The sequence below is a fragment of the Streptomyces sp. A0958 genome (genome assembly GCF_004795035.1).
Taxonomy (GTDB): Bacteria; Actinomycetota; Actinomycetes; order Streptomycetales; family Streptomycetaceae; genus Streptomyces.
In genome coordinates, this window is sequence record NZ_SSBK01000006.1 from 269,838 (window position 1) to 295,967 (window position 26,130).

Genomic DNA, 26,130 nt, shown 5'->3' on the forward strand with positions numbered 1-26,130 from the left:
TCGGATGCCCCCGAAATTATTCGGGTACGCAACGCGTCTCGGGGGCAAAAGAAGAATTCAGGCCGTTCGACGAACCTTTCTCTGGGGGCGAAAGATGAGTGACCATTGCACAGCACATGACCCGCCTTCGCCGGAGGCCATTACCGAGACCGTGCCCCCGCCGGCGAAAGCGGCCGAAGCCCGTGCGGCGGCTGTCGCATTCGTGGAAGCGCTCGATCCCCTGCCCTCGCCCTCGGCGGCCCAGGACCTGCTGCTGCTCGTCTCGGAGCTGGTGACGAACGCGGTACGCCACGCCGGGGCCGTCACCGCCCTGGCGTTCGGAGCCGACGAGAAGGCGCTGTACGTACAGGTCGCCGACCCCAGCCCCGACAGCCCGCAGCAGCGCGTCCCGGACATGAGCGGCGCGGCCGGAGGTTTCGGCTGGCCGCTGGTCCTGAAATTGGCCAGGAAAGTCACCGTCCGGAACCACATGGGCCAGGGAAAGATCATCAGCGCGACAATGGCCCGCTGACCCCCCACTCGCTTTCCCGGGAAAACGAAAGGCGTACCCCGCGGCATCGTCACCCAAATGGCGTTGACCGCGCGCCCCGCCGCAGGGGATGGTGACGCGTCCGGTGAGCACCGGACGCGTCACCAGGGGTGGGGATCACATGCAGGACGCCGGGCAGACGAACACGCCCGAAACGGCACCGCCGCCGGAGGGACCGAGACCGGAGCCCGGGGCACGGGCCGCGTCCGAGGCCGCCGCGGCAGCCGTCCGGGAAGCCCTCCGGAGCAAGCGCCCGGCGGCCGCCCGCGAGCAGGCCGCCGCCGCGCTGGAGGCGTACGGCCCCGACCCCGACCTGTACCTCCTGCTGGGCCAGGCGCACGTCGCCGAGGACGAGGACGACCACGACGACGAGGCCGAACGCGCCTACCGCCGGGGGCTCGACGCCTTTCCCGACCACCTTGCCCTGCTCACCGCGTACGCCGAACTCTGCCGGGCGGCCGACGCGCTGGACCGCCCCGGCCGCCACGCCCGCGCCGACCGTCTCATGGCCCGCGTCGCCGAACTGGCCCCCGGCTCACCGGAAGCGCTCCGGCTCAGCGACCCGGCCCCGGTCTGGGCCGCACAGCCCCCGACGCCCCGCCTCTCCGTCTCCCACACCCAGCGCCACGACGTCCGCAGCGCCCTGGCCGCCGCTCCGAACCTGGCGGAGGCGGCCCGCCGAGCCGACGAGGAGGCGGGGCAGCACCCGTACGACCTGCGTCTGGCCATCCGTGCCGAAACGCTCACCGCGTTCCTCCACCCCGGCCGGAGGCTGCTCCTGGGCCAGGTCAGGGCCCCGTATCTGAGCGTGCTCGCCGTCCTGGCCGTGGGCGCCGTCGCCCTCGTCCCCGAGTCGGCCGCGCCCTGGTCGATGTGGGCGGGGGCCGCCGCGCTCCTCACCCTCGTCCCGTACCGCCTGCTCGCCGTCCTGGAGAGCGGCGCCCGTTCCCGCGCCGTCCACCGCACACCGCCGCTCCCGGAGGGCGCGCCCGAACCGGCGAGTCCCCTGCCCCCGCCGCCCCCGCCCGGCGCCCGGGACTTCGTGCTGCTGGGCACGGCCCTCACCCTGGCGGTGTTCGCGGTGGTCTCGCCGCTGGCGCTCAAGTACCCGGCGGACACGAGCTATCCGCACTACACGGCGACGGCACCGAAGACGTTCCGGGGCGCCCCGCTGTTCTCCGCCGTCCCGGTGGTGGACGGCGTCAGCTCGGACATGGCCTCGCTGTGGACCCAGGCCCTGAACGCCGAGGGCGCGTTCGCCTACGTCTACGGCGACCTCGCGGACCCGGATGGCCCCATCGGCCCGGCCGCCCTCGTCTTCGGCGCGGTGGGCGACTTCCGCAACACCCCCGACAAAGCCCTCAAGGGCTACGAACTGGGGCTCGCCGAGTCGGACTCGACCATCGACGGGGTCTGGAAGCCGGACCCGGGTCCGGACGGCCGCCGGCTCCGCTGCGTCTCGTACGCGAACGACTCGGAGACCCCCGGCTCCCGCGTGGCGTGCAGCTGGGTGGACAACGGCAGTTACGGCACGGTCGTCATGAACGAGCCCGGTCTCGACCACGAGACCGCCACGAAGGCCGTCCGCACGGCCCTGGACGCGGCTCTGCTTCGCGATGATCGCGCACTGTAACCACCCGTACACGTATCTTGTACGGGTCGGGCGCGCGTGAAGCAGGGGCCCGGGTGGGGAGTGGGCTCCGTATGCAAAAGAACAACCGCCTGCGCAAAGACGCGACGGCCAAGAAGCTCGTGGGCGCGCTGGTCGCCCGGTTCCGTCGGGCGAGCGGCCTGACTCAGCATCAACTCGCTGACGAGGCCAACGTCCAGCCGGAAACCATCGCCTCCATCGAGCAGGGCCGCAGGAACCTGGTTCCCGCGCTGGCCCGTGTCCTGGACGCCATCCTGGACACCAAGGGGGCGCTCATCACGGCGCTGGAACACCTGCCGGAGACCGACCTGATCCCGGTCTGGGCCGAGGAGTACATGGACCTGGAGCAGGAGGCGCTGTCCCTGTCCTGGTACGACAACCAGCTGCTGCCGGGCCTGCTCCAGACCGAGGCGTACGCCCGCGCGGTCTTCCGCAACCGCGTCCCCGTCTTCAGCGAGGAGCAGATCGCGGACCAGACCGCGAACCGGCTGAAGCGCCAGGAGATCATGCACCGCGACAACCCGCCGACGATCAGCTTCGTGATCTGGGAGCCCGCGGTGAGGATGCAACTCCTCAGCGACGAGGAGCACATGGAGCAGCTGCGCCATCTCCGCCGCTGCGCCGACCTCCCGGGCGTCTGCATCCAGATCCTGCCCCTGAACCACCGGACGCACGCCGGTCTGAACGGCCCCTTCACCCTGCTCGAAACCCCGGACTTCCAGCGCGTCGGGTATTCCGAGACGCAGCGCGGCAGCCTGCTCATCTCCGACCCCGACGAGGTCAGCATCCTCGCGCAGAAGTATGCGATGCTGCGAGCCCAGGCCCTCACGCCTGAAGAGACGAGGGCCTTCTTGGACAGGTTGCTGGGAGAGCAATGAGCACTGCACGTACGTGGTTCAAGTCCAGCTACAGCGGCAGCGAAGGCGGCCAGTGCCTCGAAGTCGCCTACGACTGGTTCAAGTCGAGTTACAGCGGTGACGAGGGCGGCCAGTGCCTCGAAGTCGCTTACCACTGGGTCAAGTCCAGCCACAGCGGCGACGAGGGCGGTGCCTGCGTCGAGGTCGCCGCGCACCCTGCCGCCGTGCACGTACGTGACTCCAAGAACCTGGAGGGCCCCGTCTTCACCATCGCGCCCGCCGCCTGGGCCGCGTTCACCGGGCATGTGGGGCGCTGAGAAGTCCACTGTCAGTGGGGGCACTTAGAGTCACCGATATGGCGACGCTCCCGAATGCACTTCGTTCACCGGCCGATGCCGGGCTGGAACTCCCGCCCGGCACGCTCGTGGACACCACGATCGACGAGACCTGGCACGAACCCCTCCTCTGGTACGCGGACGGGCCCGCGACCCCCGGGGTCTGGGCCGAGCTGCGCGCCGCCGGGCGGCCGGCCGGTCTGCTGCCGGTCCTGGTCGACGGCGGCAGGCGTGCCGCGTGGCCGGAGGACTGGGACCTGGACCCGGCGAGTACGTCGTATCCGGGCGATCATGACGCCGAGACCGTGCTGACCGAGGCATGGGAGGCGCACGAGAGCGACGAGCCGGGCCTCGTGGACTCGGACGGCGCGTGGCCGGGCCTCGCGCCGAGCCCGTCCGAGGCGGGACCGGACGAGCCGGATGCCCTCGCGGCCGAGATCGCGGACCAGCTGACCGCTCCGGGGAGCCCGATGGCGGGGATACGGATCGCGCTGGTCCCCGCGCGCCGCAGCGCGGACATACCGGCGGCGATCGGCTGGTCCGGCCCGGCGAATCATGAGAACGACGTGGCGAGGCTCAGCGCGGTGCTGCGCTCCTGGGAGGACCGGTACGGGGCACGGGTCCTCGTGCTCGGGTTCGACACCCTGGTGCTCTCGGTGAGCCGCCCGCCCACGACGATGGCCGAGGCGGAGGCGCTGGCGGCGGAACACTTCGCGTTCTGCCCGGACAACGTCCAGCAGTCCAGCCTCAACACGCTCCGCGCGTACGCGGAGACGGCACTCCTCAAGCAGGAGACCTGGGCGTTCTGGTGGGACTGAGCCGGGCCTGCCCCGCCCCGCCCCCGCGCCTCACCACCAGGTACCGAATCACGCATTGGTCTTGACCAATTTTCGCAACTATGGGAATCATGACCGGAGTCGCCACAGAACCTTCATAACTGCCCCGCAGGAGAACCACCCACTATGCGCATACCCACCTCTGCCGCACTCGCGGCGCTCGGCGGTGCCCTCGTCCTCGGGCTCACCGTCGCTCCGGCCGCCCAGGCCACCCCCGCCTCGGCGGACTGCACCACCGACGCCTTCGGGATCGCCGGCAAGTACGGCGAGTTCGTCCTGGGGGACGACGTCCACTCGCCCGACGCGGAGGGCGCGGTGGCCGTCGGCGGCAACGCGGACTTCCGGGGCGGGTTCAGCGTCGCCAACGAGCTGTCGGCCGCCGAGGTCGACGCCCTGCCCGGCCGGGCCTCGCTCGTCGTGCGCGGTGACCTGCTCAACGGCGGTTCGGCCACCGTCGTGATGAAGGGCAACGCGGTGGTCGGCGGCCAGGTCAAGGACCGTGCCGTCGAGCTGCACAACGGCAGCTTCAGCCAGAAGGCCGACCTGATCGACTTCGACGGGGAGTTCGCCAAGCTCCGGTCCTACTCCGCCGCGCTGGCCAAGGAGTCCGCGACCTCGGGCGCCGAGGTGCGGCTCGACGGGGACCGCCTGACGCTGACCGGCACGGACAACGCCCGCAACGTCTTCTCCGTACCGGCGGCGCAGCTGGAGAAGGCGAAGGAGGTCTTCATCAAGGTCCCGGCCGGGGCGACGACGATCGTCAACGTCAGCGGCCAGGAGTACGACATGGCGGCGGCCCGCACCACGGGCTTCTTCCTGTCGGGCGGTCAGGACTTCGTCCTGGACGACAAGCTGCAGAGCGCGTCCGGCGGCGCGGTCCGGGCCAAGCTCCTGTGGAACTTCCCGGACGCCACCAAGGTCGTCAAGAACAGCCAGGCCGCCTGGCCGGGCAGCGTCCTGGCGCCCCACGCCCACCTGGAGCTGGGCACGGCCGCGCCGGTCAACGGCTCGGTGTGGGTGGCCTCGCTGCACGGTTCGGGCGGGGCGGAGACGCACCACTTCCCGTTCTCCGGCTGCCTGCCCGGGGTCCCCGGCACCGAGACCCCGTCGCCCAGCGCGACCCCGAGCGGTACGCCCACGACGACGCCCCCGGCGACCGGCACGCCGTCGGCCTCGGTGACCCCGCCGTCCGACAGCGCCACGCCGACCGACACCCCGTCGGGCTCCGCGACGCCGGGCGCCCCGGCCCCGTCCGCCGGCCCGTCGCAGCCCGGTGAGGGCGACCTCGCGACGACCGGCAGCAGCAACATGGTCCCGATCACCATCGGAGGCGCCGTGGTCGTCGCCGCCGGTGCCGGCCTGGTCGTCATGGCCCGCCGCCGCAAGCGCGCCTGACCCATCCCTTCCGGAACGCGGCCCTCAGGACGACTTCTCAAGGTCCTTGAGGGCCGCGATCCGGTCGCGGACGTCGACGGCACACCCGGCGGACGACGCGGACGACGCGCACGGTTCGGCGTGTCAGCCTGACGGCAGGCCCGGCACAGCCCGTCCGGCAGCGCCTCGATCGGCCCCGGAACCCCGCACTCCGTGCACTTCGCCTTGGCGGGGTGCACAACGGGCCCGGTCGCCTTCGGGCATGATCGGAGCGAGCCGAGTCCGAGGGCAGGACACCGGCGAGGGGGCCAGAGTGCGGGATCAACTCCTGGGAGACCGCTACCGGTTGGTGCGCCGGCTTGGCGAGGGCGGCATGGGCGAGGTCTGGGAGGCGCAGGACGAGACGCTGGACCGGCGGGTGGCGGTCAAGGTGATCTCGTTACTCGCCGGGGCGGAAGCCGAGGGAGCGACCCGCCGGGCGGCGGAGGACGGTCAGCGCTTCTCCCAGACCGAGGTGTCGTAGCGGTAGTAGTACTCGGGCCGCCCCGCGATGCTGCTCGTACGGAACGGCTGGCCGCCGTCGTCGACGCGCAGCGTCCCCGTGCGGCCGCCGCTGCTCCACTCCAGCTCCAGGTACCAGCTGACGTCGTGGCCCTCCACATGCGCGTCCAGGTCGAAGACCTCCACATCGCTGGACGAGACCCGGAACGGGAAGTCCTTCGCCGGCACGACCTCGTCCCCCTGCGTGCCCGCCACCGGGGTGAGCGTCGGGCGGCTGTTGTCCAGGTCGATGTCGAAGGACTGGGGTTCGATGCCGCTCCCGCAGCCCTCGCCCATGGAGAACGCCGGCTGTTGCACGGGGGCCCGCTGGCTCAGGACGCGGACGTGCATGCCGGTCAGGACGACGGCCGCCTGGGAGCTGCCCTGCACGGTGAGTTCCAGCTTCATGCTGCCGCCGTCCACCCCGCCGAGCGAACGGGCCCATCCCCGGGTGCTGGTGGGCGGGGGCGGGGGCGGGACGGTGGCCGGGTCCTGGCTGAGCAGGTAGAACTGCCCGCAGGGCGCCTCCCAGTTGTACGAGCTGATGGTGACGGTCGGCGGCCCCCCGGTACCGCCCACAGCGGTGGGCGAGGCGGAGACGGAGGACCGTACGGAAGGACTGGCGGACCCGGCGCTCGCGGAGGCGCCGGCCCGCTCCGACGCGGACGCGGAGACCGACGCCGACGCCGACGCCGACGGGCTCTCCGGGCTTTCGGACACGGCGTCCGCCCCGTTGCCCTCCCCCGTGTCCCGCCCACCGGGCACGCCCACGGCGGCGTCCGAACCGGTCTCCTTGAGCTGCCCGATGACGACGGCGGTCGGCACGGTGAGCGCGACGACCGCAGCGGCGGCGAGCAGCACCCGCGTACGGGCGGAGGCCCGGCGCCAACGCGAGGAGGGCTCGGGGACGAAACCGGGATGGGGCTCGACCTCGGGAACGGGTTCGGGCTCCGGCTCGGTGGCCGAGGCGGGCTCAGCCGGAGCCGGAGCCGGAACCGGGGGCGGGGCGGGCTCAACCGGAGCGTCCGCTTCCGGCACCGCGTCCGGAACCTGCGCCCCCGCAACGGGGGCGTCCGGCTTCCCCCGCCGCCGTGCCGCATCGGCGAGAATCCACCGGCGGTGCAGCTCCACGAGCTCGTCGGCCGTGGCCTCGCAGAGGCGGGCGAACCGCTCCACGGGGGCGTACTCGCCCGGCACCGCGTCCCCGTTGCAGTACCGGTGGAGCGTCGACGTACTGACGTGCAGCCGGCCGGCCAGCACCCCGTAGCTGCGCCCCGAACGGTCCTTCAGTTTCTTCAGCAGGCCCGCGAATTCCTCGGCCTCCGGCGTCGCCACTACGGCGTTCCCCCTCCTGGTCCGTCCCGGATCATCGTTCCAGGGACGTGGAATCTGCCCAGGTCACAGTACGCGCAAGCATTCCAGCATCCCCAATGGTGCGGCGGGCGTTGCGGCCGGAATCCGCCGTGCCGCAAGCTCGGATCACACCACAGCGACCACGGGGACCGACGCAGTGCGAACCCTCTTCCGCATCGAGTTGACCGATGCCCTGGCCATCGGGGTGGTGATCGCGACAACCGCGATCGTCCTGCTCCTGATCTGCCGGAACTGACCACAGAACGACTCGGACCGCGCACCACGGAACGACTCGGACCGCGCGCCACAGAACGACCAAGACCGCACCACAGAACGACTCGGACCGCACCACAGACCGCACCACACAGAACACGCCTACGGGGAGTACCACCATGCGCAGCAACCGCATCCGCACCACCGTTCTCGCAGCCACCGCCCTGCTCGCCGCGCTCTCGCTCACGGCGTGCAGCGGGGACGAGGGCACCGACACCGGCAAGCCCGACGCGGCCGCCGCGGCCGGCCCGACGGCGGACAAGGACGGCGGGAACTCCCCGGCGCCCTCGGCCACCCCGGCCAAGGACTCGACGTCGGCGACCGACACCGAGCCCGCCGCCGACGCCAAGCCGAAGACCCCGGTCGCGGACACGAAGCCGAAGACCCCGGCCGCGGACACGAAGACCAAGGCCCCGGCCAACCCCAAGCCGAAGTCCCCCGTCACGTGCACCGGCTCGAACACGAAGGTCACCGTCACCAAGGTGAGCCGCCCGATCAACCACCTGCTGCTCACGGCGACCAACACGGGCGACCGCCCCTGCTACGCGTACCACGCGCCCATGCTCCGCTTCGACGGCGCGCAGGCGGTGTTCCAGGTCCTGCAGAGCAGCCGGCCGCAGGCCGTGGTGACGCTCGACCCGGGCCAGTCGGCGTACGCCGGCATCGCCCTGACCGGTGAGCCCAACGGCCAGAAGCCGTACCAGAGCAAGCACCTCGGGGTCATCTTCGCCGACCGCGGCAACGCGCCCGTCAACTCCTCGCCGGCCGAGCTGACGCTGCCCGGCACGACGTACTGGGACGACAACGGCTTCGTCACCTACTGGCAGAGCGAGATGGACCAGGCGCTCACCTACTGACCGGCCGTCTCGAAGTCGAACGAGATCCGGTGCGTACCGTCCGCATCGATGGCGGGACCGCCGCCCCCGCTGATTCCGGCGGGGGCGGCGGTCCCGCTCGACGGCACGACGGTGAAGAAGTCAGGGTTGCGGAACCACCTAGGTACGACAACTCATGTGCGCGGTCGCCGCGTCTGATGGAATCGCACACATGTCTCACCACGTCGTCGCGGACGACCGCCCCCGCAGAACCTGGATCGCCTCGCTGGCCTCCACGGTCGTCACGCTGCCGCTCGCCTTCCTCGCCCTCGCGTTCGGCGCGCTCGCTCCGATGGCCTGCGACTCGTGCTCGGAGGCGGACGCCCACCGGTTCGACGCGAGCTTCGCCCCGGCCTGGACGGCGTCCCGCTGCGGCCTGGTGCTGGCCCTGGGCGTGCTGGTCGCGAGCTGGGTGTGCGCCCGCCTCAAGCCGACGGCCGCGGTCGTCCTCGCCGCGGCCGCACCCGTCACCGTGTTCCTCGCGTGGGTCGTCTTCATGGCCCTCCTGGACTGGCCGTGAGCGGCGCTCAGCCCCGCAGTCGCTGCGCGACCTCCGTCGCCCAGTACGTGAGGATCATCTGCGCACCCGCCCGGCGGATGCCCGTCAGGCTCTCCATGATCGCCGCGTCCCGGTCGATCCAGCCCTTCTCGGCGGCGGCCTCGATCATCGCGTACTCACCGCTGATCTGGTACGCGGCGACCGGCACGTCCGACACTTCGGCGACCTTCGCCAGGATGTCCAGGTACGGGCCGGCCGGCTTGACCATGACCATGTCCGCGCCCTCTTCGAGGTCGAGCGCCAGCTCGCGCAGCGACTCGCGGATGTTGGCCGGGTCCTGCTGGTACGTCTTGCGGTCACCCTGGAGCGAGGAGCCGACGGCCTCGCGGAACGGGCCGTAGAACGCGGAGGAGTACTTCGCGGTGTACGCGAGGATCGACACGTCCTCGTGCCCGGTCTGGTCGAGCGCGTCGCGGACGACGCCGACCTGGCCGTCCATCATGCCGCTGGGGCCGACCACATGGGCGCCCGCGTCGGCCTGGACCTGGGCCATCTCCGCGTACCGCTCCAGCGTCGCGTCGTTGTCGACGCGGCCGTCCCCGGTCAGCACACCGCAGTGGCCGTGGTCGGTGTACTCGTCCAGGCACAGGTCGGACATGACGACGAGATCGTCCCCGACCTCCTCGCGCACCGCGCGCAGACCCAGCTGGAGGATGCCCTCCGGATCGGTGCCGGCCGTGCCCCGGCCGTCCTTCTTCTCGTCCAGGGGCACACCGAACAGCATGATCCCCGAGACCCCGGCCGAGACCGCGTCCACGGCGGCCTTCCGCAGGGTGTCCAGGGTGTGCTGCTGCACACCGGGCATGGCCGAGATGGCGACCGGGGCGTCGATGCCCTCGCGCACGAAGGCGGGCAGGATCAGATGCGCCGGGTCGAGCCGTGTCTCGGCGACCATCCGCCGCATCGCGGGGGTCGTCCGCAGCCGCCGGGGGCGGGAGCCGGGGAAGTTTCCGTACACAGTCATCCTTCGAGACTAGACCCGTACACATCACGCTCTTGCCGACACCCGTGCCGGGAAACGGGCCGGGAAACGAGGCGGGGCCCGGCCGCTTCGAGAAGAAGCGGCCGGGCCCCACGCACGACGGGATCAGGTCGTCGTACGACGCCTCCGCGCGCCCGGGCGCCGCTCGCTCGGCCGGGTCACCGGGTCGCCGGCCTCCCGCGCCGCGTCCCGGCGCCGCGCGCCGAACTCGGCAAGGGCCTCGGCCAGCTTGTGCACCGAGGGCTCCGGCGACAGGACGTCCACGCGCAGCCCGTGCTCCTCGGCGGTCTTCGCCGTGGCGGGGCCGATACACGCGATGACCGTCACGTTGTGCGGCTTGCCCGCGATGCCGACCAGGTTGCGCACGGTCGAGGACGAGGTGAACAGCACCGCGTCGAAACCGCCGCCCTTGATGGCCTCCCGCGTTTCGGCGGGCGGCGGCGAGGCGCGGACCGTGCGGTACGCGGTGACGTCGTCCACCTCCCAGCCCAGCTCGATCAGCCCGGCCACCAGCGTCTCGGTGGCGATGTCGGCGCGCGGCAGGAAGACGCGGTCGATCGGGTCGAAGACCGGGTCGTACGGCGGCCAGTCCTCCAGCAGCCCGGCGGCCGACTGCTCGCCCGAGGGCACCAGGTCCGGCTTCACACCGAAGTCGATGAGCGCGGCGGCGGTCTGCTCACCGACGGCCGCGACCTTGATCCCGGCGAAGGCGCGGGCGTCGAGCCCGTACTCCTCGAACTTCTCCCGGACGGCCTTCACGGCGTTCACGCTGGTGAACGCGATCCACTCGTACCGGCCCGTGACCAGGCCCTTGACCGCCCGCTCCATCTGCTGGGGCGTACGCGGCGGCTCGACGGCGATCGTCGGCACCTCGTGCGGCACCGCACCGTAGGAACGCAGCTGGTCGGAGAGCGAGGCCGCCTGTTCCTTCGTACGCGGCACGAGGACCTTCCAGCCGAACATCGGCTTGGACTCGAACCATGCGAGCTGATCGCGCTGGGCGGCGGAGCTGCGCTCCCCGACCACGGCTATGACCGGCTGGTGCCCCTCCGGCGACGGCAGCACCTTGCCCTGCTTGAAGACCTGGGCGATCGTCCCGAGGGTCGCCGTCCAGGTGCGCTGGCGCGTCGTCGTACCGGCGGCCGTCACGGTCAGCGGGGTGTCGGGCTTGCGGCCCGCCGAAACCAGCTCACCGGCGGCCGCGGCCACCGCGTCGAGCGACGTCGAGATGACGCACGTGGCATCGCTCGCGCCGACCTCGCTCCAGCAGCGGTCGCTCGCCGTACGGGCGTCGACGAACCGGACGTCCGCGCCCTGCGCGTCCCGCAGCGGCACCCCGGCGTACGCGGGCACCCCCACGGCGTTGGCGATGCCCGGCACGACCTCGAAGGGGATGCCGGCCGCGGCGCAGGCCAGCATCTCGCCGCCCGCGTTCCCGTCCAGGCCGGGGTCACCGGCCACGGCACGCACGACCCGCCTGCCGCCCTTCGCGGCCTCCATGACAAGATTGGCCGCATCCCTGAGAACGGGTACTCCGGCAGCTGCTGACTGCGCGTCAACAACCGCCAGCTCAGGGGTACTTACCCCTGCCCGCGCATGGCAGCGAACGACGCCGAGAACGTCCGGCTCGGCGACAAGAACGTCCGCGCTCGCAAGCGCCTCGACGGCGCGCAGGGTCAGCAGTCCCGGGTCGCCGGGACCGGCGCCGAGGAAGGTGACGTGCCCTGCGGACAGGACAGGGAAATCGGATGCGGCGGGGCCGGTGGGGCTCAAAGTGCTCGCTCCCCCATAAGACCGGCCGCACCCTTGGCAAGCATCTCGGCCGCGAGTTCGCGACCGATCGCCGCCGCGTCGTCGTGCGACGTGGGAACGGGACCGGTGGTGGACAGCTGCACCAGCGAGGAACCGTCGGTGGTACCGACGACACCGCGCAGGCGCAGTTCGTTGACAGCCTGACCGTCGGCGAGGAGGTCGGCCAGCGCACCCACGGGTGCGGAGCAGCCGGCCTCCAGGGCGGCGAGCAGGGCACGCTCGGCGGTCACGGCGGCCCGGGTGTACGGGTCGTCGAGCTCGGCGAGCGCGGCGGCGAGGTCGGCGCTGCCGGCAGCGCACTCGATCGCCAGTGCTCCCTGACCGGGAGCGGGCAGCACGGTGTCGACCGACAGGAAGTCGGTCACCTCACCGCTGCGGCCCAGACGGTTGAGCCCGGCGGCGGCGAGAACCACCGCGTCCAGCTCACCGTTGCGTACGAAACCGATGCGCGTATCGACGTTGCCCCGGATCGGGACGGTCTCGATGCCGAGGCCGTGGCTGCGGGCGTACGCGTTGAGCTGCGCCATGCGGCGCGGCGAGCCGGTGCCGATGCGGGAGCCGGACGGCAGCTGCGCGAACGTCAGCCCGTCCCGGGCCACCAGCACGTCACGCGGGTCCTCGCGCACCGGCACGGCTGCCAGGACCAGGCCCTCGGGCTGCGTGGTCGGCAGGTCCTTGAGCGAGTGGACGGCGAAGTCCACCTCGCCGCGCAGCAGCGCGTCGCGCAGCGCGGCGACGAACACGCCGGTCCCGCCGATCTGCGCCAGGTGCTCCCGGGAAACGTCCCCGTACGTGGTGATCTCCACGAGTTCGACGGCGCGCCCGGTCACCTCGCTGACCGCGTCGGCGACGTGGCCGGACTGCGCCATGGCGAGCTTGCTGCGCCTAGTCCCCAGCCTCAGGGGTGAGTTGTCGGTCATGACCGCCCTCGATTCGGGTCGTTCAGGTCTGCCCGGGAGACGGCGGCGACCGTCTGCGGGTCGAGGTCGAAGAGTTCGCGCAGCGCGTCCGCGTACCCGGCGCCGCCGGGCTCGCTGGCGAGCTGCTTGACCCGCACGGTGGGCGCGTGCAGGAGTTTGTCGACCACGCGGCGCACGGTCTGCGTGATCTCGGCGCGCTGCTTGTCGTCCAGGTCGGGGAGGCGGCCGTCCAGCCGTGCGATCTCGTCCGCGACCACACCGGCGGCCATCGTGCGCAGGGCGACGACGGTCGGGGTGATGTGGGCGGCGCGCTGGGCGGCACCGAAGGCGGCGACCTCGTCGGCGACGATGGTGCGCACCTGGTCCACATCGGCGGCCATCGGGGCGTCGGCCGACGCCTCGGCGAGCGACTCGATGTCGACGAGGCGCACACCGTCGAGGCGGCCGGCGCCGCCGTCGATGTCGCGCGGCATGGCGAGGTCGAGCAGGGCGAGGCGCACCGGCCCGGTGGACTGCGCCGGGATCAGACCGGCCCCGTCCCGTGCGGGCACGCGGTCCGGGCCGAGCGCCCCGGCGACGGCGTCGGCGGTGAGCACGAGTCCGGTGGCGCCGGTGCAGGAGACGACGATGTCGGCACGTGTCAGTTCGCCGGAGACCTCGGCCATCTCCACGGCGTGCGCGCGCGTGCCCGTACCGCCGGGCTGGTTCAGGATCTCGGCGAGCCGGTCGGCGCGGGCCCGGGTGCGGTTGGCGACGACGATCTCGGCGACGCCGGTGCGGGCCAGGGTCGCGGCGGCCAGCGAGGACATCGAGCCGGCGCCGATGACCAGGGCGCGCTTGCCCTTGGCCCAGGCGGCGGTGTCGCCGCCGTCGGCGAGCTGTTCCAGGCCGAAGGTGACGAGCGACTGCCCGGCCCGGTCGATCCCGGTCTCGCTGTGGGCGCGCTTGCCGACCCGCAGGGCCTGCTGGAACAGGTCGTTGAGCAGCCGGCCCGCGGTGTGCAGCTCCTGACCGAGGGCCAGGGCGTCCTTGATCTGGCCGAGGATCTGGCCCTCGCCCACGACCATCGAGTCCAGCCCGCACGCCACCGAGAAGAGGTGGTGGACGGCCCGGTCCTCGTAGTGCACATAAAGATACGGAGTCAGCTCGTCCAGACCGACGCCGCTGTGCTGGGCGAGGAGCGTGGACAGCTCGGCGACGCCCGCGTGGAACTTGTCCACGTCGGCGTACAGCTCGATGCGGTTGCAGGTGGCGAGGACGGCGGCCTCGGCCGCGGGCTCGGCGGCCAGGGTGTCCTGGAGCAGCTTGGCCTGGGTGTCAGCGGCCAGCGAGGCCCGTTCCAGCAGGGAGACGGGGGCGCTGCGGTGGCTCAGACCCACGAGGAGCAGGCTCATGCCGGCATCACGGCGGGCATGTCCCCGTCAGGTCCCTTCCGGCCGGTGTTCGTGGTGGTGGTGGCGCGCACGGGCGGCGCGGCCGGGTCGGGACCGGCGTCGACGCCTTCCTCACCGGCCTTGCGCTGCTCGTGGAAGGCGAGGATCTGCAACTCGATGGAGAGGTCGACCTTGCGCACGTCGACGCCGTCGGGCACCGAGAGGACGGTCGGGGCGAAGTTCAGGATCGAGGTGACACCGGCGGCGACGAGCCGGTCGCAGACCTGCTGGGCGGCGCCGGGCGGGGTGGTGATCACACCGATCGACACGCCGTTCTCGCTGATGATGCGGTCCAGGTCGTCGGCGTGCTGCACGGGGATACCGGCGACGGGCGTACCCGCCATCGCCGGATCGGCGTCGATCAGCGCGGCGACGCGGAACCCGCGCGAGGCGAACCCGCCGTAGTTGGCGAGGGCCGCGCCGAGGTTTCCGATGCCGACGATGGCGACCGGCCAGTCCTGGGTGAGGCCCAGCTCACGCGAGATCTGGTAGACGAGGTACTCGACGTCGTAGCCGACGCCGCGCGTCCCGTACGAGCCGAGATAGCTGAAGTCCTTGCGCAGCTTCGCGGAGTTGACCCCCGCAGCCGCGGCCAGCTCCTCGGAGGAGACCGTGGGGACCGAGCGCTCGGAGAGCGCGGTCAGCGCACGGAGATACAGCGGAAGTCGGGCGACGGTGGCCTCGGGAATTCCTCGGCTACGGGTCGCCGGTCGGTGATTTCGGCCAGTTGCCACGGTGCTCCTGCGGGATGAGCGGGGCTGCAGGCGGCCGTATGTCCCAGGACCGCCCCGTCGAATGCAGGCTATGTCTTTGTGAACGCGTGCACAAAGATTGTGTCCGGTTTGTCCGGTCAAAGTGACCGGGGTCACGCACATCCGTCGCGCGATCCAGGAACCATGGATCGCATCAGCCCGTTGCAGGCCCGAAGGGGGCAAAGCGGTACACACTCCTCACAGCTACGCCCCCGAGACCACTCAAAACGCCCACGATGGTAACCGGGTTTCACTCAGGAAAGCAGCGCGCTGCGCAGTCTTGCCGGGTCGACCCGCCAGAATGTGTGCTGTTCGTTATCCACGAGCACCACGGGGATCTGCTCCCAGTACTCCCGGTACAGCTCCTCGTCCCGGGTGATGTCCTTCTCCTCCCAGGACGCGCCGGTCTCCTCGCACACCGCCCGCACCACCGCACGGGCGTCGTCACAGAGGTGACAGCCCGGCTTCCCCACCAGGGTCACCACACGCTCGGCGGGGTTCTTCTTCCTACGACGCAGCAGGGCACTCATGCCCTCATTCTGGGCCCCCCGGGAATCCGCGGACACCAGGAGTTCACACCACGGCACCACGGCCGGACCGGAAGGACCGGGCCGACTGGCTATGCTCGCCGCATGGCCGCTCTTGGATGGCTCACCCCCCGCAGGCGTTCCGCGACCGCACGCAGCGTGCTGGCAGGCGAAGCGGCGGCGGAGGCCGCGCGGAAGTCCTCGCTCGAAGCCGAGTCCGCCGCCGAGGAAAACACAGCGGAAAGCACCGCGGAAGGCACCGAACCGGAGGAGCCCGAGTTCCCCGTCGTCGGCGACGAACGGGCCGCCGCCTTCTTCGACCTCGACAACACCGTGATGCAGGGCGCCGCGATCTTCCACTTCGGCCGCGGCCTCTACAAGCGCAAGTTCTTCGAGCGCCGCGAACTCACCCGGTTCGCCTGGCAGCAGGCCTGGTTCCGGCTGGCCGGCGTCGAGGACCCCGAGCACATGCAGGACGCCCGCGACAGCGCCCTGTCCATCGTCAAGGGCCACCGCGTCTCCGAACTGATGTCGATCGGCGAGGAGATCTACGACGAGTACATGGCCGACCGCATCTGGCCCGGCACCCGCGCCCTCGCCCAGGCCCACCTCGACGCCGGCCAGAAGGTCTGGCTCGTCACCGCCGCCCCGGTGGAGACCGCCACGATCATCGCCCGCCGCCTCGGCCTGACCGGCGCGCTCGGCACGGTCGCCGAATCGGTCGACGGCGTGTACACCGGACGCCTGGTCGGCGAACCCCTGCACGGACCCGCGAAGGCCGAGGCGGTACGCGCCCTGGCGGCGGCGGAGGGCCTGGACCTGGCGCGCTGCGCCGCGTACAGCGACTCCCACAACGACATCCCGATGCTGTCGCTGGTCGGCCACCCGTACGCGATCAACCCGGACACCAAGCTCCGCAAGCACGCCCGCGCCCGGGACTGGCGGCTGCGCGACTACCGCACCGGCCGCAAGGCCGCCAAGGTCGGCATCCCGGCCGCGGCCGGCGTCGGCGCCCTCGCGGGCGGCACCGCGGCGGCCGTCGCCCTGCACCGCCGCCGCCGCTGACCCGGCCCCGCCGCCGCCGACCCGGCCCCGCCGCCCCTCCGGGCATCCTGCCGCCCCCTCCGGGCGGCCCTGCCGCCGACCACAACCCGTCGCGCTCGCAGACAGATCCGGAAGTAAATCGATCAAGAAGCGATCACTTTGTGCTGCCTGATGCGTCGAAAAGTTGGCACGGAAGCGACGTAATCGGTGATTTGAGCAACTGGGTGTAGCACAGCCTGTACGAAGCGTTATTCTCCTCAGACGCATTCCGGACCCGCCACTCACTACGACGAGTGACGGATTCGCACTGCTCGTGATGGAAGCTCTGCCTCTGGGAGTCCCGTGTACCCACACGTCGGGGTTGACGCCTCGGGCCTGGCTACGCTGCGCGCATCGGTCGCCGACCGCCTGCGCGGCTTCGTCCCCACCGCGTACGCCGTACCCGCCTTCGCCGCCCCTGCACCTGTCGGCCCCTGCTACGCCCTGGCCGAACGCAGTGCGGCGGTCGGAAGACGCAGCACCCGCGGGGCCACGTCCACCTCCACCGTCCGCCGGCCGACCGCCGACAGCGACAGCGCGCGCATGATGGAACTCGTCGAGCGCGCCCAGGCCGGCGAGGCCGACGCCTTCGGCCGCCTCTACGACCAGTACAGCGACACCGTCTACCGCTACATCTACTACCGCGTGGGCAGCAAGGCGACGGCGGAGGACCTCACCAGCGAGACCTTCCTGCGCGCCCTGCGCCGCATCTCCACCTTCACCTGGCAGGGCCGCGACTTCGGCGCCTGGCTGGTCACGATCGCTCGCAACCTGGTCGCCGACCACTTCAAATCCAGTCGTTTCCGACTGGAAGTGACCACCGGCGAAATGCTCGACGCCAACGAGGTCGAGCGCAGCCCCGAGGACTCCGTCCTGGAGTCCCTCTCCAACGCCGCACTGCTCGACGCCGTGCGCCGGCTCAACCCCCAGCAGCAGGAATGCGTGACCCTGCGCTTCCTCCAGGGCCTCTCGGTCGCCGAGACCGCCCGCGTCATGGGCAAGAACGAGGGCGCGATCAAGACCCTCCAGTACCGCGCCGTCCGCACCCTCGCCCGGCTCCTCCCGGACGATGCCCGCTGACCCCACCTCCCCCGACCGGACCGGCCCCGGCGATATGTTCATCACGCACTGGTCCGATCATCTTTCGTGCGTAACCCAAGTGCCGCGCCACTCGTTGTGCCGGATGCAGGCCCCCTGTCGTCACACCATGTCCGCAGACGCTCACTCGATCGTGTGGAAGCGCTCAAGGTGTGCAACCTTCCGGATTCCCAGGGGAGTCGACCGTCATGACGAGAGGAGGTGCCGCCAGTGATCGCAAACGTTTCGGCACACCGGCGGGCGAACGCCTTCGCCCAGGCCCTGGAGGAGCAGTCGCTCCGCGGTGCGGCGGCCGTACAGCCCGAGGACCCGGCCGAACAGGCCGACCGAGGACCGCTGTTGGCCCTGGCGAACGGCCTCGGCGAGCTACCGAAGCCTCAGTTGGACCCCGAGGTCAAAGTGGTGCAGCGAGCCCAGCTCGTCGCAGCCATGGAGGCCATGTTCGCCGAGGGTGGCGCGTCCGCGGACCCTACGGTGCCCGGACAACGGAGCAGGGGCAGCCACCGCGCCTCCCCGCTCCGCAAGCTGCGCCCGAGATCCCGCTGGTCGAAGGGGCTCGCCGCAGGCGGACTCACGGTCGGTGTGGCCGCGGGAGCCTTCGGCGGAGTGGCCGCTGCCAGTTCCGACGCCCTCCCGGGTGACTCGCTCTACGGCCTGAAGCGCGGCATGGAGGACATCCACCTCGGGCTCACCAACAACGACACCGACCGCGGCGAGATCTACCTCGACCAGGCGTCGACCCGCCTCAGCGAAGCCCGCCGCCTCATGGAGCGCGCCCGCTCCGGCCACCTCGACCACGAACAGCTCGGCGAGATCAGGCGCACGCTCAACGGCATGACCCACGACGTCACCGAGGGCCACCGCCTCCTCCACGCGGCCTACGAGCGGGACGGCGCCATCGGCCCGATCCAGACCCTGGACACCTTCTCCCGCTCCCACCGCGACAGCTGGACCAACCTCCGCGACCGCCTCCCCGTCCAGCTCACCGACGTCGGCGACCAGGTCAGCTCCGTCTTCGCCGCCATAGACGAAGAAGTCGCGCCGCTGCAGTCCCTGCTCCCGCGCGCCCCGGAGAAGAGCGGCGAATCCCAGCGCTCCGGCCCCACCGGCACCAGCGCGGACCCGTCCACCGGCGCCCGCACCCCGTCGCCCTCCTCGTCCGCCCGCCACGACGACGGCGGCAAGGACACCAGCTCGTCCCCGCGCCCCTCGGACGCCGGAAGCACCCCGGCCGACGGCCTGATCGGCGGCGGCACGGACGGCGGCCTCTTCGACCCGCCCTCGCCCGACGCCACCACCCCGCCGAAGGACACCCCGAGCACGCCCCCGACCCCGGACGTCACGCTGCCGCCGCTGATCCCCGGCCTGATCGGCGGCCTCGGCATCCACGCCGAGGACGACAAGGGCTGACCCACGCTGGTGCGGCGGCGGCCGTCAGAAGAACACCGACCGCCGCTGCACCAGCAGCTTGTACAGCGTGTGCTGGATCTGCTCCCGCACCTGATCCGTCAGGTTGAACATCAGCATCGGGTCCTCGGCAGCCTCCAGCGGATAGCCGTCCGTCTCAATCGGCTCCCCGAACTGGATCGTCCACTTCGTCGGCAGCGGCACCGCCCCCAGCGGCCCCAGCCACGGGAACGTCGGCGTGATCGGGAAGTACGGGAAGCCCAGCAACCGCGCCAGCGTCTTGGAGTTCCCGACCATCGGATAGATCTCCTCCGCGCCCACGATCGAGCACGGCACGATCGGCACCCCGGCCTTCAACGCCGTCGACACGAAACCGCCCCGCCCGAACCGCTGAAGCTTGTACCGCTCGCCGAACGGCTTGCCGAGCCCCTTGAAGCCCTCCGGCATCACACCGACGACCTCGCCGTTGCGCAGCAGCCGCTCCGCGTCCTCCGCGCACGCCAGCGTGTGCCCCGCCTTGCGGGCCAGCTCGTTGACCACCGGCAGCATGAAGACCAGGTCCGCCGCGAGCAGCCGCAGATGCCGCCCCGCCGGATGGTTGTCGTGCACCGCGACCTGGAGCATCAGCCCGTCCAGCGGCAGCGTCCCGGAGTGGTTGGACACGATGAGCGCCCCGCCCTGGGCCGGGATGTTCTCGATGCCCTTCACCTCGACCCGGAAGTACTTCTCGTACACCGGCCGCAGCAACGACATCAGGACCTGGTCGGTCAGCTCCTCGTCGTAGCCGAACTCGTCCACGTCGTACTCACCGGTGACCCGCCGTCGCAGGAAGGCGAGCCCGCCCGCGATCCGCCGGTCCCAGTCGCCCCGCCCCGCGCCCTCCCGCGTGCCCTCCTGGGGCTCCCCGGGTGGCGGCGAGGCGTCCGGCTGCCCCGGAAGCGCGCTCACGGACCCGGTGCCGCGTGCCGGAGGCCGCCGGCGCGCGGCGCGCGGCAGACCCCCCGACCGCGAACGGTCGTCGTCGAACGGAATGACCTTGGCATCCGCCATCGTCGCTGCGCTCCTCTACCTGGCGCTCGGAGTCGGGTGTGTGTCGCCGTCCGCCCCGGCGACCCGGGGCACCGACGCGGCCACGCGGTCCACGGCCCGGCCCACCGCATCGGGCGGCAGCAGCCCCGGCGCCCGGCTGCGCGCGAAGTCCGCGAACGTCTCCGCCGTGGAGTGGCGCGGGGAGAACCCCAGCGTCTCGCGCATCTGGACCGTGGAGACCACCCTGCCATGGGTGAGCAGCCGGATCTGCTCCGGCGAGAAGTCCGTCATGCCGGCCGCCCGGAGCGCCTGCCCGACCCAGGTGACGGCGGGCAGCAACAACGGCACCGTGGGCCGCCCCAGCCGCCGCGAGCACTGCGAGAGCAGCAGCACCCCGTCCCCCGCGATGTTGAACGTGCCGCTGTTCAGCGTCCCGCGCCGGGGCTCGCTCGCCGCGATGCCCAGCACGTCGATCACGTCGTCCTCGTGGACGAACTGGAGCCTCGGGTCGTACCCGAACACCGTCGGCAGCACCGGCAGCGACAGGTAGTCCGCGAGCGGCGAGTCCGCGTCCGGCCCGAGGATGTTCGCGAACCTCAGCACGCACACGGCCACGTCCGGCCTTCGACGCGCGAAGCCCCGTACGTACCCCTCGACCTCCGCCGCGTCCTTCGCGAAGCCGCCGGCCGGCAGCGACTTGGGCGGGGTCGTCTCGTGGAAGACCGCCGGATCGCGGGGCGCGGAGCCGTACACACCCGTGCTGGACTTCACCACGAGACGCTGCACGGCCGGCGCCTTCTGGCAGGCGCCGAGCAACTGCATGGTGCCGATGACGTTGGTCTCCTTGACCGCCGTACGCCCCTGCGCCCCGAGCGCCATGCCGCTGACGTCCAGGTGCACGACGGTGTCCACCGCGTGCTCGGCGAGCACCCTGGCGATGGCGGACTGGCGGATGTCCGCGCGGACGAAGACGGCGTCGCCCAGCTCGTGCTCCGGCTCCACCGCGTCGACCGCGATCACCCGCTCCACGTCCGGATCACGCTGGACACGCCGCACGAAACGGCCGCTCAGCTGCCGGGCCGCTCCCGTGACGAGCACGACCTTCCCCAAGATCAGCGCCTTCCGTCGGTCTCCCGTGCGAGAGGTGAGAAGCCCCCCAGGACGTCACCGTAGCGGGTGGACACCCCCCGCACACAGCACCGCAGCCCTCCCGCCGGGACGGCGGAAGGGCTGCGGATTCACGAACTGCGTTCGCTACTTCTTGTTGCGACGCTGAACGCGCGTGCGCTTGAGCAGCTTGCGGTGCTTCTTCTTGGCCATCCGCTTACGCCGCTTCTTGATAACAGAGCCCACGACTACCCTCGCTCACTTCTTCTTCACTGGTGCGGGGCGTCTGGGCCCACACGACCTACGTCGGCCTAGCCTACCCGCCACCGCGTGAGGGACGTAATCCGAGGGGAATGTCAGGCCGATGCCACCCCCACGAAGGACTCGCGGAGATACTCGTGAACCGCTTGCTCCGGCACCCGGAAGGACCTGCCCACCCGGATCGCCGGCAGATGCCCGCTGTGCACCAGGCGGTACACGGTCATCTTCGACACCCTCATGACCGAGGCGACTTCCGCCACGGTGAGAAACTTGACCTCGTTCAGAGGCCTCTCGCTGTCAGCAGCCATGACTCACCTGTACCTTCCGCACGAGACGCGCACCGGCTTCCCCTCCGGTGACTCTTCGTCGTTGTGCGCTCACTCCCCAGGTTAGGGGCGGGTGATGCGAGTGGGGAAGAGGAGAGACGATCGGCCGCTACTGTGACAGACACGCCCGATTGAGTACATAGCGCGTGAGCGGCAGGTAGTACGCGGAGCGCACGGCATCGTCCAGCGGAACGGCCACCGCCACCCTCCCCTCGGCCTCTCCGACGAACAGCGCCGGATCGTCCGTATCGGCGAGCCCGATCGCCTCGATGCCCAGCTGACCTGCCCCGCAGACCCACCCGTGGTCCCCGACGACCAGTTCCGGCAACGGCCCCCGGCCCGCCGCCGCGGCCTCCAGAACCACCCTCACCGGAAGCGGCGAATGGGAGTGTGCGCCGGTGCCACCACCAAAAGCCCCCGCGCCGGGTTCACGCACCAGCGCGACTCCCCGTACGTAGTCGAGGTTGTACGTACGTACGCCAAACCGAGTCGTTATGTCGATACATCGCCCCTGCGCCGGGGTGAGAACAGGGCACCCCGCCGCCGACAAAGCGTCTGCCAGCGCCGCGTAGAAACCGAGCAGCCGGTGCGGATGCCCCGTCCCGAAGAGCACCGGCGCCCGCCGCACCGCCGCCTGTGCCAGCCGCGCGGCGAACGCGTCGAGACCCGCCACCGTCCGCTCCGGATCGATCACGTCAGGACCCGACACGTGCGCGGGATCGTCCGAGACCCCGCACCTGTCCGCCATCAGCCGCAGCAGTTCCCGCTCCCCCCAGCCGCGCCCGGGGTCGAGGCCCAGCGTCACCCGGGGGTCCCTGGCCGCGAACAGCCGATAACTCCGCAGACTCACCTCACGCGAGGTCGCCACGGGCCCGGCCAGCCGGGCCGCCAGCAGATGCGCACGCAGCGCTCCGGTGCTCAACACCCCACCGATGCTGCCCCACCCGCACCACCCTGGGACCAAAAGCCGGATTTCGCCCCACAGTCGGCGTAACCCGTACTCACATCCCGTACGGCCCTCAGGCCAGCAGCCCCCGCAACGGGAACGCCGACCGCCGCGTCGCCAGCACCGCCTGGTCCAGCCGGTCCGCCGGGTCGTACCCGTCCTCCCACGACGACCACGACGGCGTACGCCCGTCCGTCATCCGCCCCGGCCCCGGCTGTCGCGTCCGCGCGTACACCTCGTCCCGCCAGGACGGCGGAATCACCGTCTCGGGGTCCACCGGAGCATGCGCGGCGATGCCCACCAGATGCGTCCAGGACCGCGGCACCACGTCCACCACCGCGTAACCGCCGCCGCCGAGCGCCACCCACCGCCCGTCGTCCGCGTACGCGTGGGCCAGGTCGTGGCAGGCCGCCATCACGGACCGCTGCGCGTCCAGCGACACCGCGAGATGCGCCAACGGGTCCTCGAAGTGCGTGTCCGCCCCGTGCTGCGTCACCAGCACCTGCGGCCGGAAGTCCGCCAGCAGCTCCGGCACCACCGCGTGGAACGCCCGCAGCCACCCCGCGTCCCCCGTACCGGCCGGCAGCGCCACATTGACCGCACCGCCCTCACCTGCCCCCGCCCCGGTCTCCTCCGGCCAGCCCGTCTGCGGGAACAGGGTCCGGGGATGCTCGTGCAACGACACGGTCAGGACCCTCGGGTCCTCCCAGAAGGCCGCCTGCACCCCGTCGCCGTGGTGCACGTCCACATCGACGTACGCGACCCGCTCGGCGCCCAGCTCCAGGAGCCGCGCGATGGCGAGCGCCGGGTCGTTGTAGATGCAGAACCCCGCCGCGCCCCCGGGCATCGCGTGGTGCAGCCCACCGGTGAAGTTCACCGCGTGCCGGGTCTCGCCCCGCCACACCGCGTCGGCGGCCGCCACGGACTGCCCGGCGATCAGCGCCGACACCTCGTGCATCCCGGCGAAGGCGGGGTCGTCCACGGTCCCGAGCCCGTACCCCTGATCCGCCGAACGGGGATCGGCCGACGCCGCCTTCACGGCCGCCACGTAGTCCGGCCGGTGCACGAGCCGCAGCGTGGAGTCCCCGGCCGGCTTGGCCGCCACCACGTCCACCGCCCGGTCCAGACCGAACGCGCGCACCAGCCCCATCGTCAGGGCAAGCCTGACCGGGTCCATCGGATGACTTTCCCCGAAGTCGTATCCCGTTACTGCGTCATCCCACATCAGCTGTGTGCGGCCGCTCATGCCCGCCACCGTATCGGGCGGGTTCCGCCCCGAACGACTTGGCGTACACGAGCGTCGCGAGCACCAGCACCATCGGCACCAGCATCGCGCCCCGGTAGCTCCAGGCGTCCCCGAGCGCCCCCACGAGCGGCGAGCCGACCAGGAAGCCCGCGTAGTTGAAGATGTTCAGCCGGGCGATGGCGGTGTCGCTCGCCCCGGGGAACATCCGCCCGGCGGCGGCGAACGTCTGCGGCACGATCACGCACAGCCCGAGCCCGAGCATGGTGAACCCGAGCATCCCCGTCCACGCCCCGCCGGCGACGGCCACCACGGCGAACCCGGCCGCCGCCAGCACGGTCCCGGCCCGCACCACGGCCACCGCCCCGAACCGCCGCACCCCGAGGTCCCCGACGGCCCGACCCAGCAGCGTCGTCACCATGTAGACGTTGTACGGCACGGTCGACAGCTGCTCGGAGCTCCCCAGCACGTCCTGGAGGTACTTCGCGCTCCAGTTGGAGACCGTCGAGTCCCCGATGTACGCGAAACACATCACCAGGCACAGCGGCATCAGCAGCCGGAACGAAACCGACGCGGCCTTCCCCGCCCCGGCACCCTCCTCCTGCTCCTCGTCCTCGCTGCCCTCGACGTACCACCGGCTCCCGACGAACGCGACGGGCAGCAGCACCACGACCACCGGCAGGTACGAGACCAGCAACGACAGGTCCCAGTGCGCCCCGGCCCACGCCATCGAGGCCCCGGCGATCCCGCCCAGGCTGTACGCGGCATGGAAGCCCAGCATGATGGAACGTCCGTAGGCCCGCTGGAGGCTGACGCCCATCATGTTCATGGAGGCGTCCAGCGCACCGACGGCCAGCCCGAACACCCCGAGCGCGAGGGCGGCCTCCCACACCTCGCTGCCGGCCCCGACACCGAGGAGCGCGAGCAGGACGACGGGCTGCGCCCACCGCAGGACCACCCGCGGCCGCACCCGCGCGACCACCTTCTCGGTGGCCACGCTGCCCACCCCGGCCAGGATCGGCACGGCGGCGAGGAACACCGGCAGCAGGCCGTCGGATATCCCGTACCGGTCCTGAATGGCGGGAATCCGCGTCACCAGAAGGGCGAAGGTGACCCCCTGCACGAAGAAGCTCAACGCGAGGGACGCCCTGCCGTGCCGCAAACGTGCATCTGTCATGGCCGCGAGCGTAGAGCCAGTTCCTACCCGTGGGTAGACGCGTCAGGCAAGCAATTCCGGCAGCTGTCCCATGTCGGAGAAGTACCCGGTCACACCGGTCAGCCGGTCCGCGGGCATCATCGACGTGAACCCGTACACGTCCATGCCGGCGGCCCGTGCCGCCTCGACTCCGAGCGGGCTGTCCTCGATGACGACGCACCGCTCGGGCGCGACCCCCATGCGCTCGGCGGCGAGCAGGAACAGGTCGGGCGCCGGCTTCCCCCGGCCGACGTCCTCCGCACTGAAGATCCACTCCTCCTCGAACCACTGGTCGAGCCCCGTCTTGCGGTGGCTGACCCGGATGCGCTGGTGGCTGCTGGAGGACGCGACACAGTACGGGATGCCGTCGGCGACGAGCTTGCCCAGCAGGTCGTCGACCCCCGGGACGGGCTCCAGCTCCTGCTCGAACGCGGCGAAGACCCGCGAGTGGAGCGTGACGTCGAAGTCGTCCGGCAGCTTGGCCCCGGTCCGCTCCTCCACGAGGTCGTGCACGCGGTGCACGGCGGACCCCATGTAGTCCCGCAGGGACTCCTCGTACGAGGTGGGGTGCCCCAGTTCCGTGAGGTAGCCGGCCAGGATGGTGTTGGAGATCGGCTCGCTGTCCACGAGCACACCGTCGTTGTCGAAGATGACAAGTTCGTAGCGCATGGCACGACCTTAAACGTTCAGAACGCAGAAAAGCCCCGTGCCACAAGGGCACGGGGCTCTTCCTAAAAGGAGTTCGGCGGCGTCCTACTCTCCCACAGGGTCCCCCCTGCAGTACCATCGGCGCTGAAAGGCTTAGCTTCCGGGTTCGGAATGTAACC

General features: G+C 71.4%; 27 protein-coding genes and 1 rRNA gene. 12 read left to right on the forward strand and 16 right to left on the reverse strand.

Annotated elements, in window-relative coordinates; genetic code table 11:
• Nucleotides 1-94: 94 nt before the first annotated feature.
• From E6P78_RS09545 to E6P78_RS09575, 7 genes are all read left to right on the forward strand, one after another.
• On the forward strand, nucleotides 95-511 hold the full coding sequence (locus tag E6P78_RS09545; RefSeq protein ID WP_206307764.1) for an ATP-binding protein: 417 nt from the start codon (nucleotides 95-97) through the stop codon (nucleotides 509-511).
• A gap of 103 nt (nucleotides 512-614) precedes the next feature.
• Nucleotides 615-2,162: a hypothetical protein gene (locus E6P78_RS09550; protein ID WP_206307765.1), complete on the forward strand. Its 1,548-nt coding sequence runs from the start codon at nucleotides 615-617 to the stop codon at nucleotides 2,160-2,162.
• A gap of 71 nt (nucleotides 2,163-2,233) precedes the next feature.
• Nucleotides 2,234-3,058, forward strand: coding sequence for a helix-turn-helix transcriptional regulator (locus E6P78_RS09555; protein ID WP_136203083.1), 825 nt, complete (start codon nucleotides 2,234-2,236; stop codon nucleotides 3,056-3,058).
• A complete protein-coding gene (locus tag E6P78_RS09560) occupies nucleotides 3,055-3,354 on the forward strand; it encodes a DUF397 domain-containing protein (RefSeq protein WP_136203084.1) in 300 nt (99 codons plus the stop codon). The genes E6P78_RS09555 and E6P78_RS09560 overlap by 4 nt, the downstream gene beginning before the upstream one ends.
• Before the next feature lie 38 nt (nucleotides 3,355-3,392).
• Nucleotides 3,393-4,190 carry a DUF4253 domain-containing protein gene (locus E6P78_RS09565; RefSeq protein ID WP_136203085.1) on the forward strand — a complete coding sequence of 266 codons (798 nt, stop codon included), beginning with the start codon at nucleotides 3,393-3,395 and terminating at the stop codon, nucleotides 4,188-4,190.
• Nucleotides 4,191-4,334: 144 nt separating this feature from the next.
• Nucleotides 4,335-5,603, forward strand: coding sequence for a choice-of-anchor A family protein (locus tag E6P78_RS09570; protein WP_136203086.1), 1,269 nt, complete (start codon nucleotides 4,335-4,337; stop codon nucleotides 5,601-5,603).
• 292 nt (nucleotides 5,604-5,895) lie between these two features.
• Nucleotides 5,896-6,105, forward strand: a complete 210-nt coding sequence (locus E6P78_RS09575) for a hypothetical protein (protein WP_240799127.1) — start codon at nucleotides 5,896-5,898, stop codon at nucleotides 6,103-6,105.
• Here E6P78_RS09575 and E6P78_RS09580 read toward each other — a convergent pair.
• Nucleotides 6,075-7,457 carry a helix-turn-helix transcriptional regulator gene (locus E6P78_RS09580; RefSeq protein ID WP_136203087.1) on the reverse strand — a complete coding sequence of 461 codons (1,383 nt, stop codon included), beginning with the start codon at nucleotides 7,455-7,457 and terminating at the stop codon, nucleotides 6,075-6,077. The genes E6P78_RS09575 and E6P78_RS09580 overlap by 31 nt on opposite strands.
• 410 nt (nucleotides 7,458-7,867) lie before the next feature.
• Between E6P78_RS09580 and E6P78_RS09585 the strand changes: the two genes are divergently transcribed.
• On the forward strand, nucleotides 7,868-8,605 hold the full coding sequence (locus tag E6P78_RS09585; RefSeq protein ID WP_136203088.1) for a DUF4232 domain-containing protein: 738 nt from the start codon (nucleotides 7,868-7,870) through the stop codon (nucleotides 8,603-8,605).
• A 190-nt stretch (nucleotides 8,606-8,795) separates the two neighbouring features.
• Nucleotides 8,796-9,143, forward strand: a complete 348-nt coding sequence (locus E6P78_RS09595; protein WP_136203089.1) for a hypothetical protein — start codon at nucleotides 8,796-8,798, stop codon at nucleotides 9,141-9,143.
• 7 nt (nucleotides 9,144-9,150) lie between these two features.
• Here E6P78_RS09595 and hemB read toward each other — a convergent pair whose 3' ends face one another.
• From hemB to E6P78_RS09625, 6 genes are all read right to left on the reverse strand, one after another.
• Nucleotides 9,151-10,146, reverse strand: a complete 996-nt coding sequence (gene hemB, locus E6P78_RS09600; RefSeq protein ID WP_206307766.1) for a porphobilinogen synthase — start codon at nucleotides 10,144-10,146, stop codon at nucleotides 9,151-9,153.
• Between the two features lie 123 nt (nucleotides 10,147-10,269).
• Entirely contained in the window at nucleotides 10,270-11,937 is a 1,668-nt protein-coding gene (locus E6P78_RS09605; RefSeq protein WP_136203090.1) for a bifunctional uroporphyrinogen-III C-methyltransferase/uroporphyrinogen-III synthase, read from the reverse strand.
• The gene (gene hemC, locus E6P78_RS09610) at nucleotides 11,934-12,896 is read right to left on the reverse strand and encodes a hydroxymethylbilane synthase (RefSeq protein ID WP_136203091.1); all 963 of its coding nucleotides are present in this window, start codon (nucleotides 12,894-12,896) and stop codon (nucleotides 11,934-11,936) included. The genes E6P78_RS09605 and hemC overlap by 4 nt, the downstream gene beginning before the upstream one ends.
• Complete coding sequence (locus tag E6P78_RS09615) at nucleotides 12,893-14,290, reverse strand: glutamyl-tRNA reductase (RefSeq protein WP_136203092.1); 1,398 nt, start codon at nucleotides 14,288-14,290, stop codon at nucleotides 12,893-12,895. Before E6P78_RS09615 ends, hemC begins: the two co-directional genes overlap by 4 nt.
• Complete coding sequence (locus E6P78_RS09620) at nucleotides 14,287-15,063, reverse strand: redox-sensing transcriptional repressor Rex (protein WP_136203093.1); 777 nt, start codon at nucleotides 15,061-15,063, stop codon at nucleotides 14,287-14,289. Before E6P78_RS09620 ends, E6P78_RS09615 begins: the two co-directional genes overlap by 4 nt.
• Before the next feature lie 272 nt (nucleotides 15,064-15,335).
• Nucleotides 15,336-15,611, reverse strand: coding sequence for a glutaredoxin family protein (locus E6P78_RS09625; RefSeq protein ID WP_136203094.1), 276 nt, complete (start codon nucleotides 15,609-15,611; stop codon nucleotides 15,336-15,338).
• A 102-nt stretch (nucleotides 15,612-15,713) separates the two neighbouring features.
• Here E6P78_RS09625 and E6P78_RS09630 point away from each other — a divergent pair, with 102 nt between their 5' ends.
• The 3 genes from E6P78_RS09630 to E6P78_RS09640 all read left to right on the forward strand — a co-directional run bounded on the left by E6P78_RS09630 (nucleotide 15,714) and on the right by E6P78_RS09640 (nucleotide 19,199).
• The gene (locus tag E6P78_RS09630; RefSeq protein ID WP_136203095.1) at nucleotides 15,714-16,673 is read left to right on the forward strand and encodes an HAD-IB family hydrolase; all 960 of its coding nucleotides are present in this window, start codon (nucleotides 15,714-15,716) and stop codon (nucleotides 16,671-16,673) included.
• Nucleotides 16,674-16,994: 321 nt separating this feature from the next.
• Nucleotides 16,995-17,771, forward strand: coding sequence for an ECF subfamily RNA polymerase sigma factor, BldN family (locus E6P78_RS09635; RefSeq protein ID WP_136203096.1), 777 nt, complete (start codon nucleotides 16,995-16,997; stop codon nucleotides 17,769-17,771).
• Nucleotides 17,772-17,999: 228 nt separating this feature from the next.
• The gene (locus E6P78_RS09640) at nucleotides 18,000-19,199 is read left to right on the forward strand and encodes a DUF5667 domain-containing protein (RefSeq protein ID WP_136203097.1); all 1,200 of its coding nucleotides are present in this window, start codon (nucleotides 18,000-18,002) and stop codon (nucleotides 19,197-19,199) included.
• A 24-nt stretch (nucleotides 19,200-19,223) separates the two neighbouring features.
• Here E6P78_RS09640 and E6P78_RS09645 read toward each other — a convergent pair whose 3' ends face one another.
• From E6P78_RS09645 to rrf, 9 genes are all read right to left on the reverse strand, one after another.
• Nucleotides 19,224-20,246 carry a lysophospholipid acyltransferase family protein gene (locus tag E6P78_RS09645; RefSeq protein WP_136203098.1) on the reverse strand — a complete coding sequence of 341 codons (1,023 nt, stop codon included), beginning with the start codon at nucleotides 20,244-20,246 and terminating at the stop codon, nucleotides 19,224-19,226.
• A gap of 15 nt (nucleotides 20,247-20,261) precedes the next feature.
• Nucleotides 20,262-21,335, reverse strand: coding sequence for an NAD-dependent epimerase/dehydratase family protein (locus tag E6P78_RS09650; RefSeq protein WP_136203099.1), 1,074 nt, complete (start codon nucleotides 21,333-21,335; stop codon nucleotides 20,262-20,264).
• Between the two features lie 144 nt (nucleotides 21,336-21,479).
• Nucleotides 21,480-21,578, reverse strand: coding sequence for an AURKAIP1/COX24 domain-containing protein (locus tag E6P78_RS09655; protein WP_003948845.1), 99 nt, complete (start codon nucleotides 21,576-21,578; stop codon nucleotides 21,480-21,482).
• A 110-nt stretch (nucleotides 21,579-21,688) separates the two neighbouring features.
• On the reverse strand, nucleotides 21,689-21,901 hold the full coding sequence (locus tag E6P78_RS09660; RefSeq protein WP_018525026.1) for a helix-turn-helix domain-containing protein: 213 nt from the start codon (nucleotides 21,899-21,901) through the stop codon (nucleotides 21,689-21,691).
• 127 nt (nucleotides 21,902-22,028) lie between these two features.
• Nucleotides 22,029-22,844: a phosphatase gene (locus E6P78_RS09665; RefSeq protein ID WP_136203100.1), complete on the reverse strand. Its 816-nt coding sequence runs from the start codon at nucleotides 22,842-22,844 to the stop codon at nucleotides 22,029-22,031.
• Between the two features lie 94 nt (nucleotides 22,845-22,938).
• Nucleotides 22,939-24,111 carry an acetoin utilization protein AcuC gene (locus E6P78_RS09670; RefSeq protein WP_136203101.1) on the reverse strand — a complete coding sequence of 391 codons (1,173 nt, stop codon included), beginning with the start codon at nucleotides 24,109-24,111 and terminating at the stop codon, nucleotides 22,939-22,941.
• On the reverse strand, nucleotides 24,080-25,285 hold the full coding sequence (locus E6P78_RS09675; RefSeq protein ID WP_136203102.1) for an MFS transporter: 1,206 nt from the start codon (nucleotides 25,283-25,285) through the stop codon (nucleotides 24,080-24,082). Before E6P78_RS09675 ends, E6P78_RS09670 begins: the two co-directional genes overlap by 32 nt.
• A gap of 42 nt (nucleotides 25,286-25,327) precedes the next feature.
• Nucleotides 25,328-25,972 carry an HAD family hydrolase gene (locus tag E6P78_RS09680; RefSeq protein WP_136203103.1) on the reverse strand — a complete coding sequence of 215 codons (645 nt, stop codon included), beginning with the start codon at nucleotides 25,970-25,972 and terminating at the stop codon, nucleotides 25,328-25,330.
• 71 nt (nucleotides 25,973-26,043) lie between these two features.
• Nucleotides 26,044-26,130: ribosomal RNA gene (gene rrf, locus E6P78_RS09685) — 5S ribosomal RNA — on the reverse strand; the annotation flags it as partial.

Bases quoted from the DNA above. Each gene is read 5' to 3' on its own strand.
- E6P78_RS09560 (WP_136203084.1), top strand. From the start codon at position 3,055: ATGAGCACTGCACGTACGTGGTTCAAGTCCAGCTACAGCGGCAGCGAA.
- E6P78_RS09595 (WP_136203089.1), top strand. From the start codon at position 8,796: ATGTCTCACCACGTCGTCGCGGACGACCGCCCCCGCAGAACCTGGATC.
- E6P78_RS09660 (WP_018525026.1), bottom strand. From the start codon at position 21,901: ATGGCTGCTGACAGCGAGAGGCCTCTGAACGAGGTCAAGTTTCTCACC.
- E6P78_RS09680 (WP_136203103.1), bottom strand. From the start codon at position 25,972: ATGCGCTACGAACTTGTCATCTTCGACAACGACGGTGTGCTCGTGGAC.
- E6P78_RS09615 (WP_136203092.1), bottom strand. From the start codon at position 14,290: ATGAGCCTGCTCCTCGTGGGTCTGAGCCACCGCAGCGCCCCCGTCTCC.
- E6P78_RS09630 (WP_136203095.1), top strand. From the start codon at position 15,714: ATGGCCGCTCTTGGATGGCTCACCCCCCGCAGGCGTTCCGCGACCGCA.
- E6P78_RS09555 (WP_136203083.1), top strand. From the start codon at position 2,234: ATGCAAAAGAACAACCGCCTGCGCAAAGACGCGACGGCCAAGAAGCTC.
- E6P78_RS09570 (WP_136203086.1), top strand. From the start codon at position 4,335: ATGCGCATACCCACCTCTGCCGCACTCGCGGCGCTCGGCGGTGCCCTC.
- hemC (WP_136203091.1), bottom strand. From the start codon at position 12,896: ATGACCGACAACTCACCCCTGAGGCTGGGGACTAGGCGCAGCAAGCTC.
- E6P78_RS09625 (WP_136203094.1), bottom strand. From the start codon at position 15,611: ATGAGTGCCCTGCTGCGTCGTAGGAAGAAGAACCCCGCCGAGCGTGTG.
- E6P78_RS09545 (WP_206307764.1), top strand. From the start codon at position 95: ATGAGTGACCATTGCACAGCACATGACCCGCCTTCGCCGGAGGCCATT.
- E6P78_RS09565 (WP_136203085.1), top strand. From the start codon at position 3,393: ATGGCGACGCTCCCGAATGCACTTCGTTCACCGGCCGATGCCGGGCTG.
- E6P78_RS09675 (WP_136203102.1), bottom strand. From the start codon at position 25,285: ATGACAGATGCACGTTTGCGGCACGGCAGGGCGTCCCTCGCGTTGAGC.
- E6P78_RS09645 (WP_136203098.1), bottom strand. From the start codon at position 20,246: ATGGCGGATGCCAAGGTCATTCCGTTCGACGACGACCGTTCGCGGTCG.
- E6P78_RS09585 (WP_136203088.1), top strand. From the start codon at position 7,868: ATGCGCAGCAACCGCATCCGCACCACCGTTCTCGCAGCCACCGCCCTG.
- hemB (WP_206307766.1), bottom strand. From the start codon at position 10,146: ATGACTGTGTACGGAAACTTCCCCGGCTCCCGCCCCCGGCGGCTGCGG.
- E6P78_RS09670 (WP_136203101.1), bottom strand. From the start codon at position 24,111: ATGAGCGGCCGCACACAGCTGATGTGGGATGACGCAGTAACGGGATAC.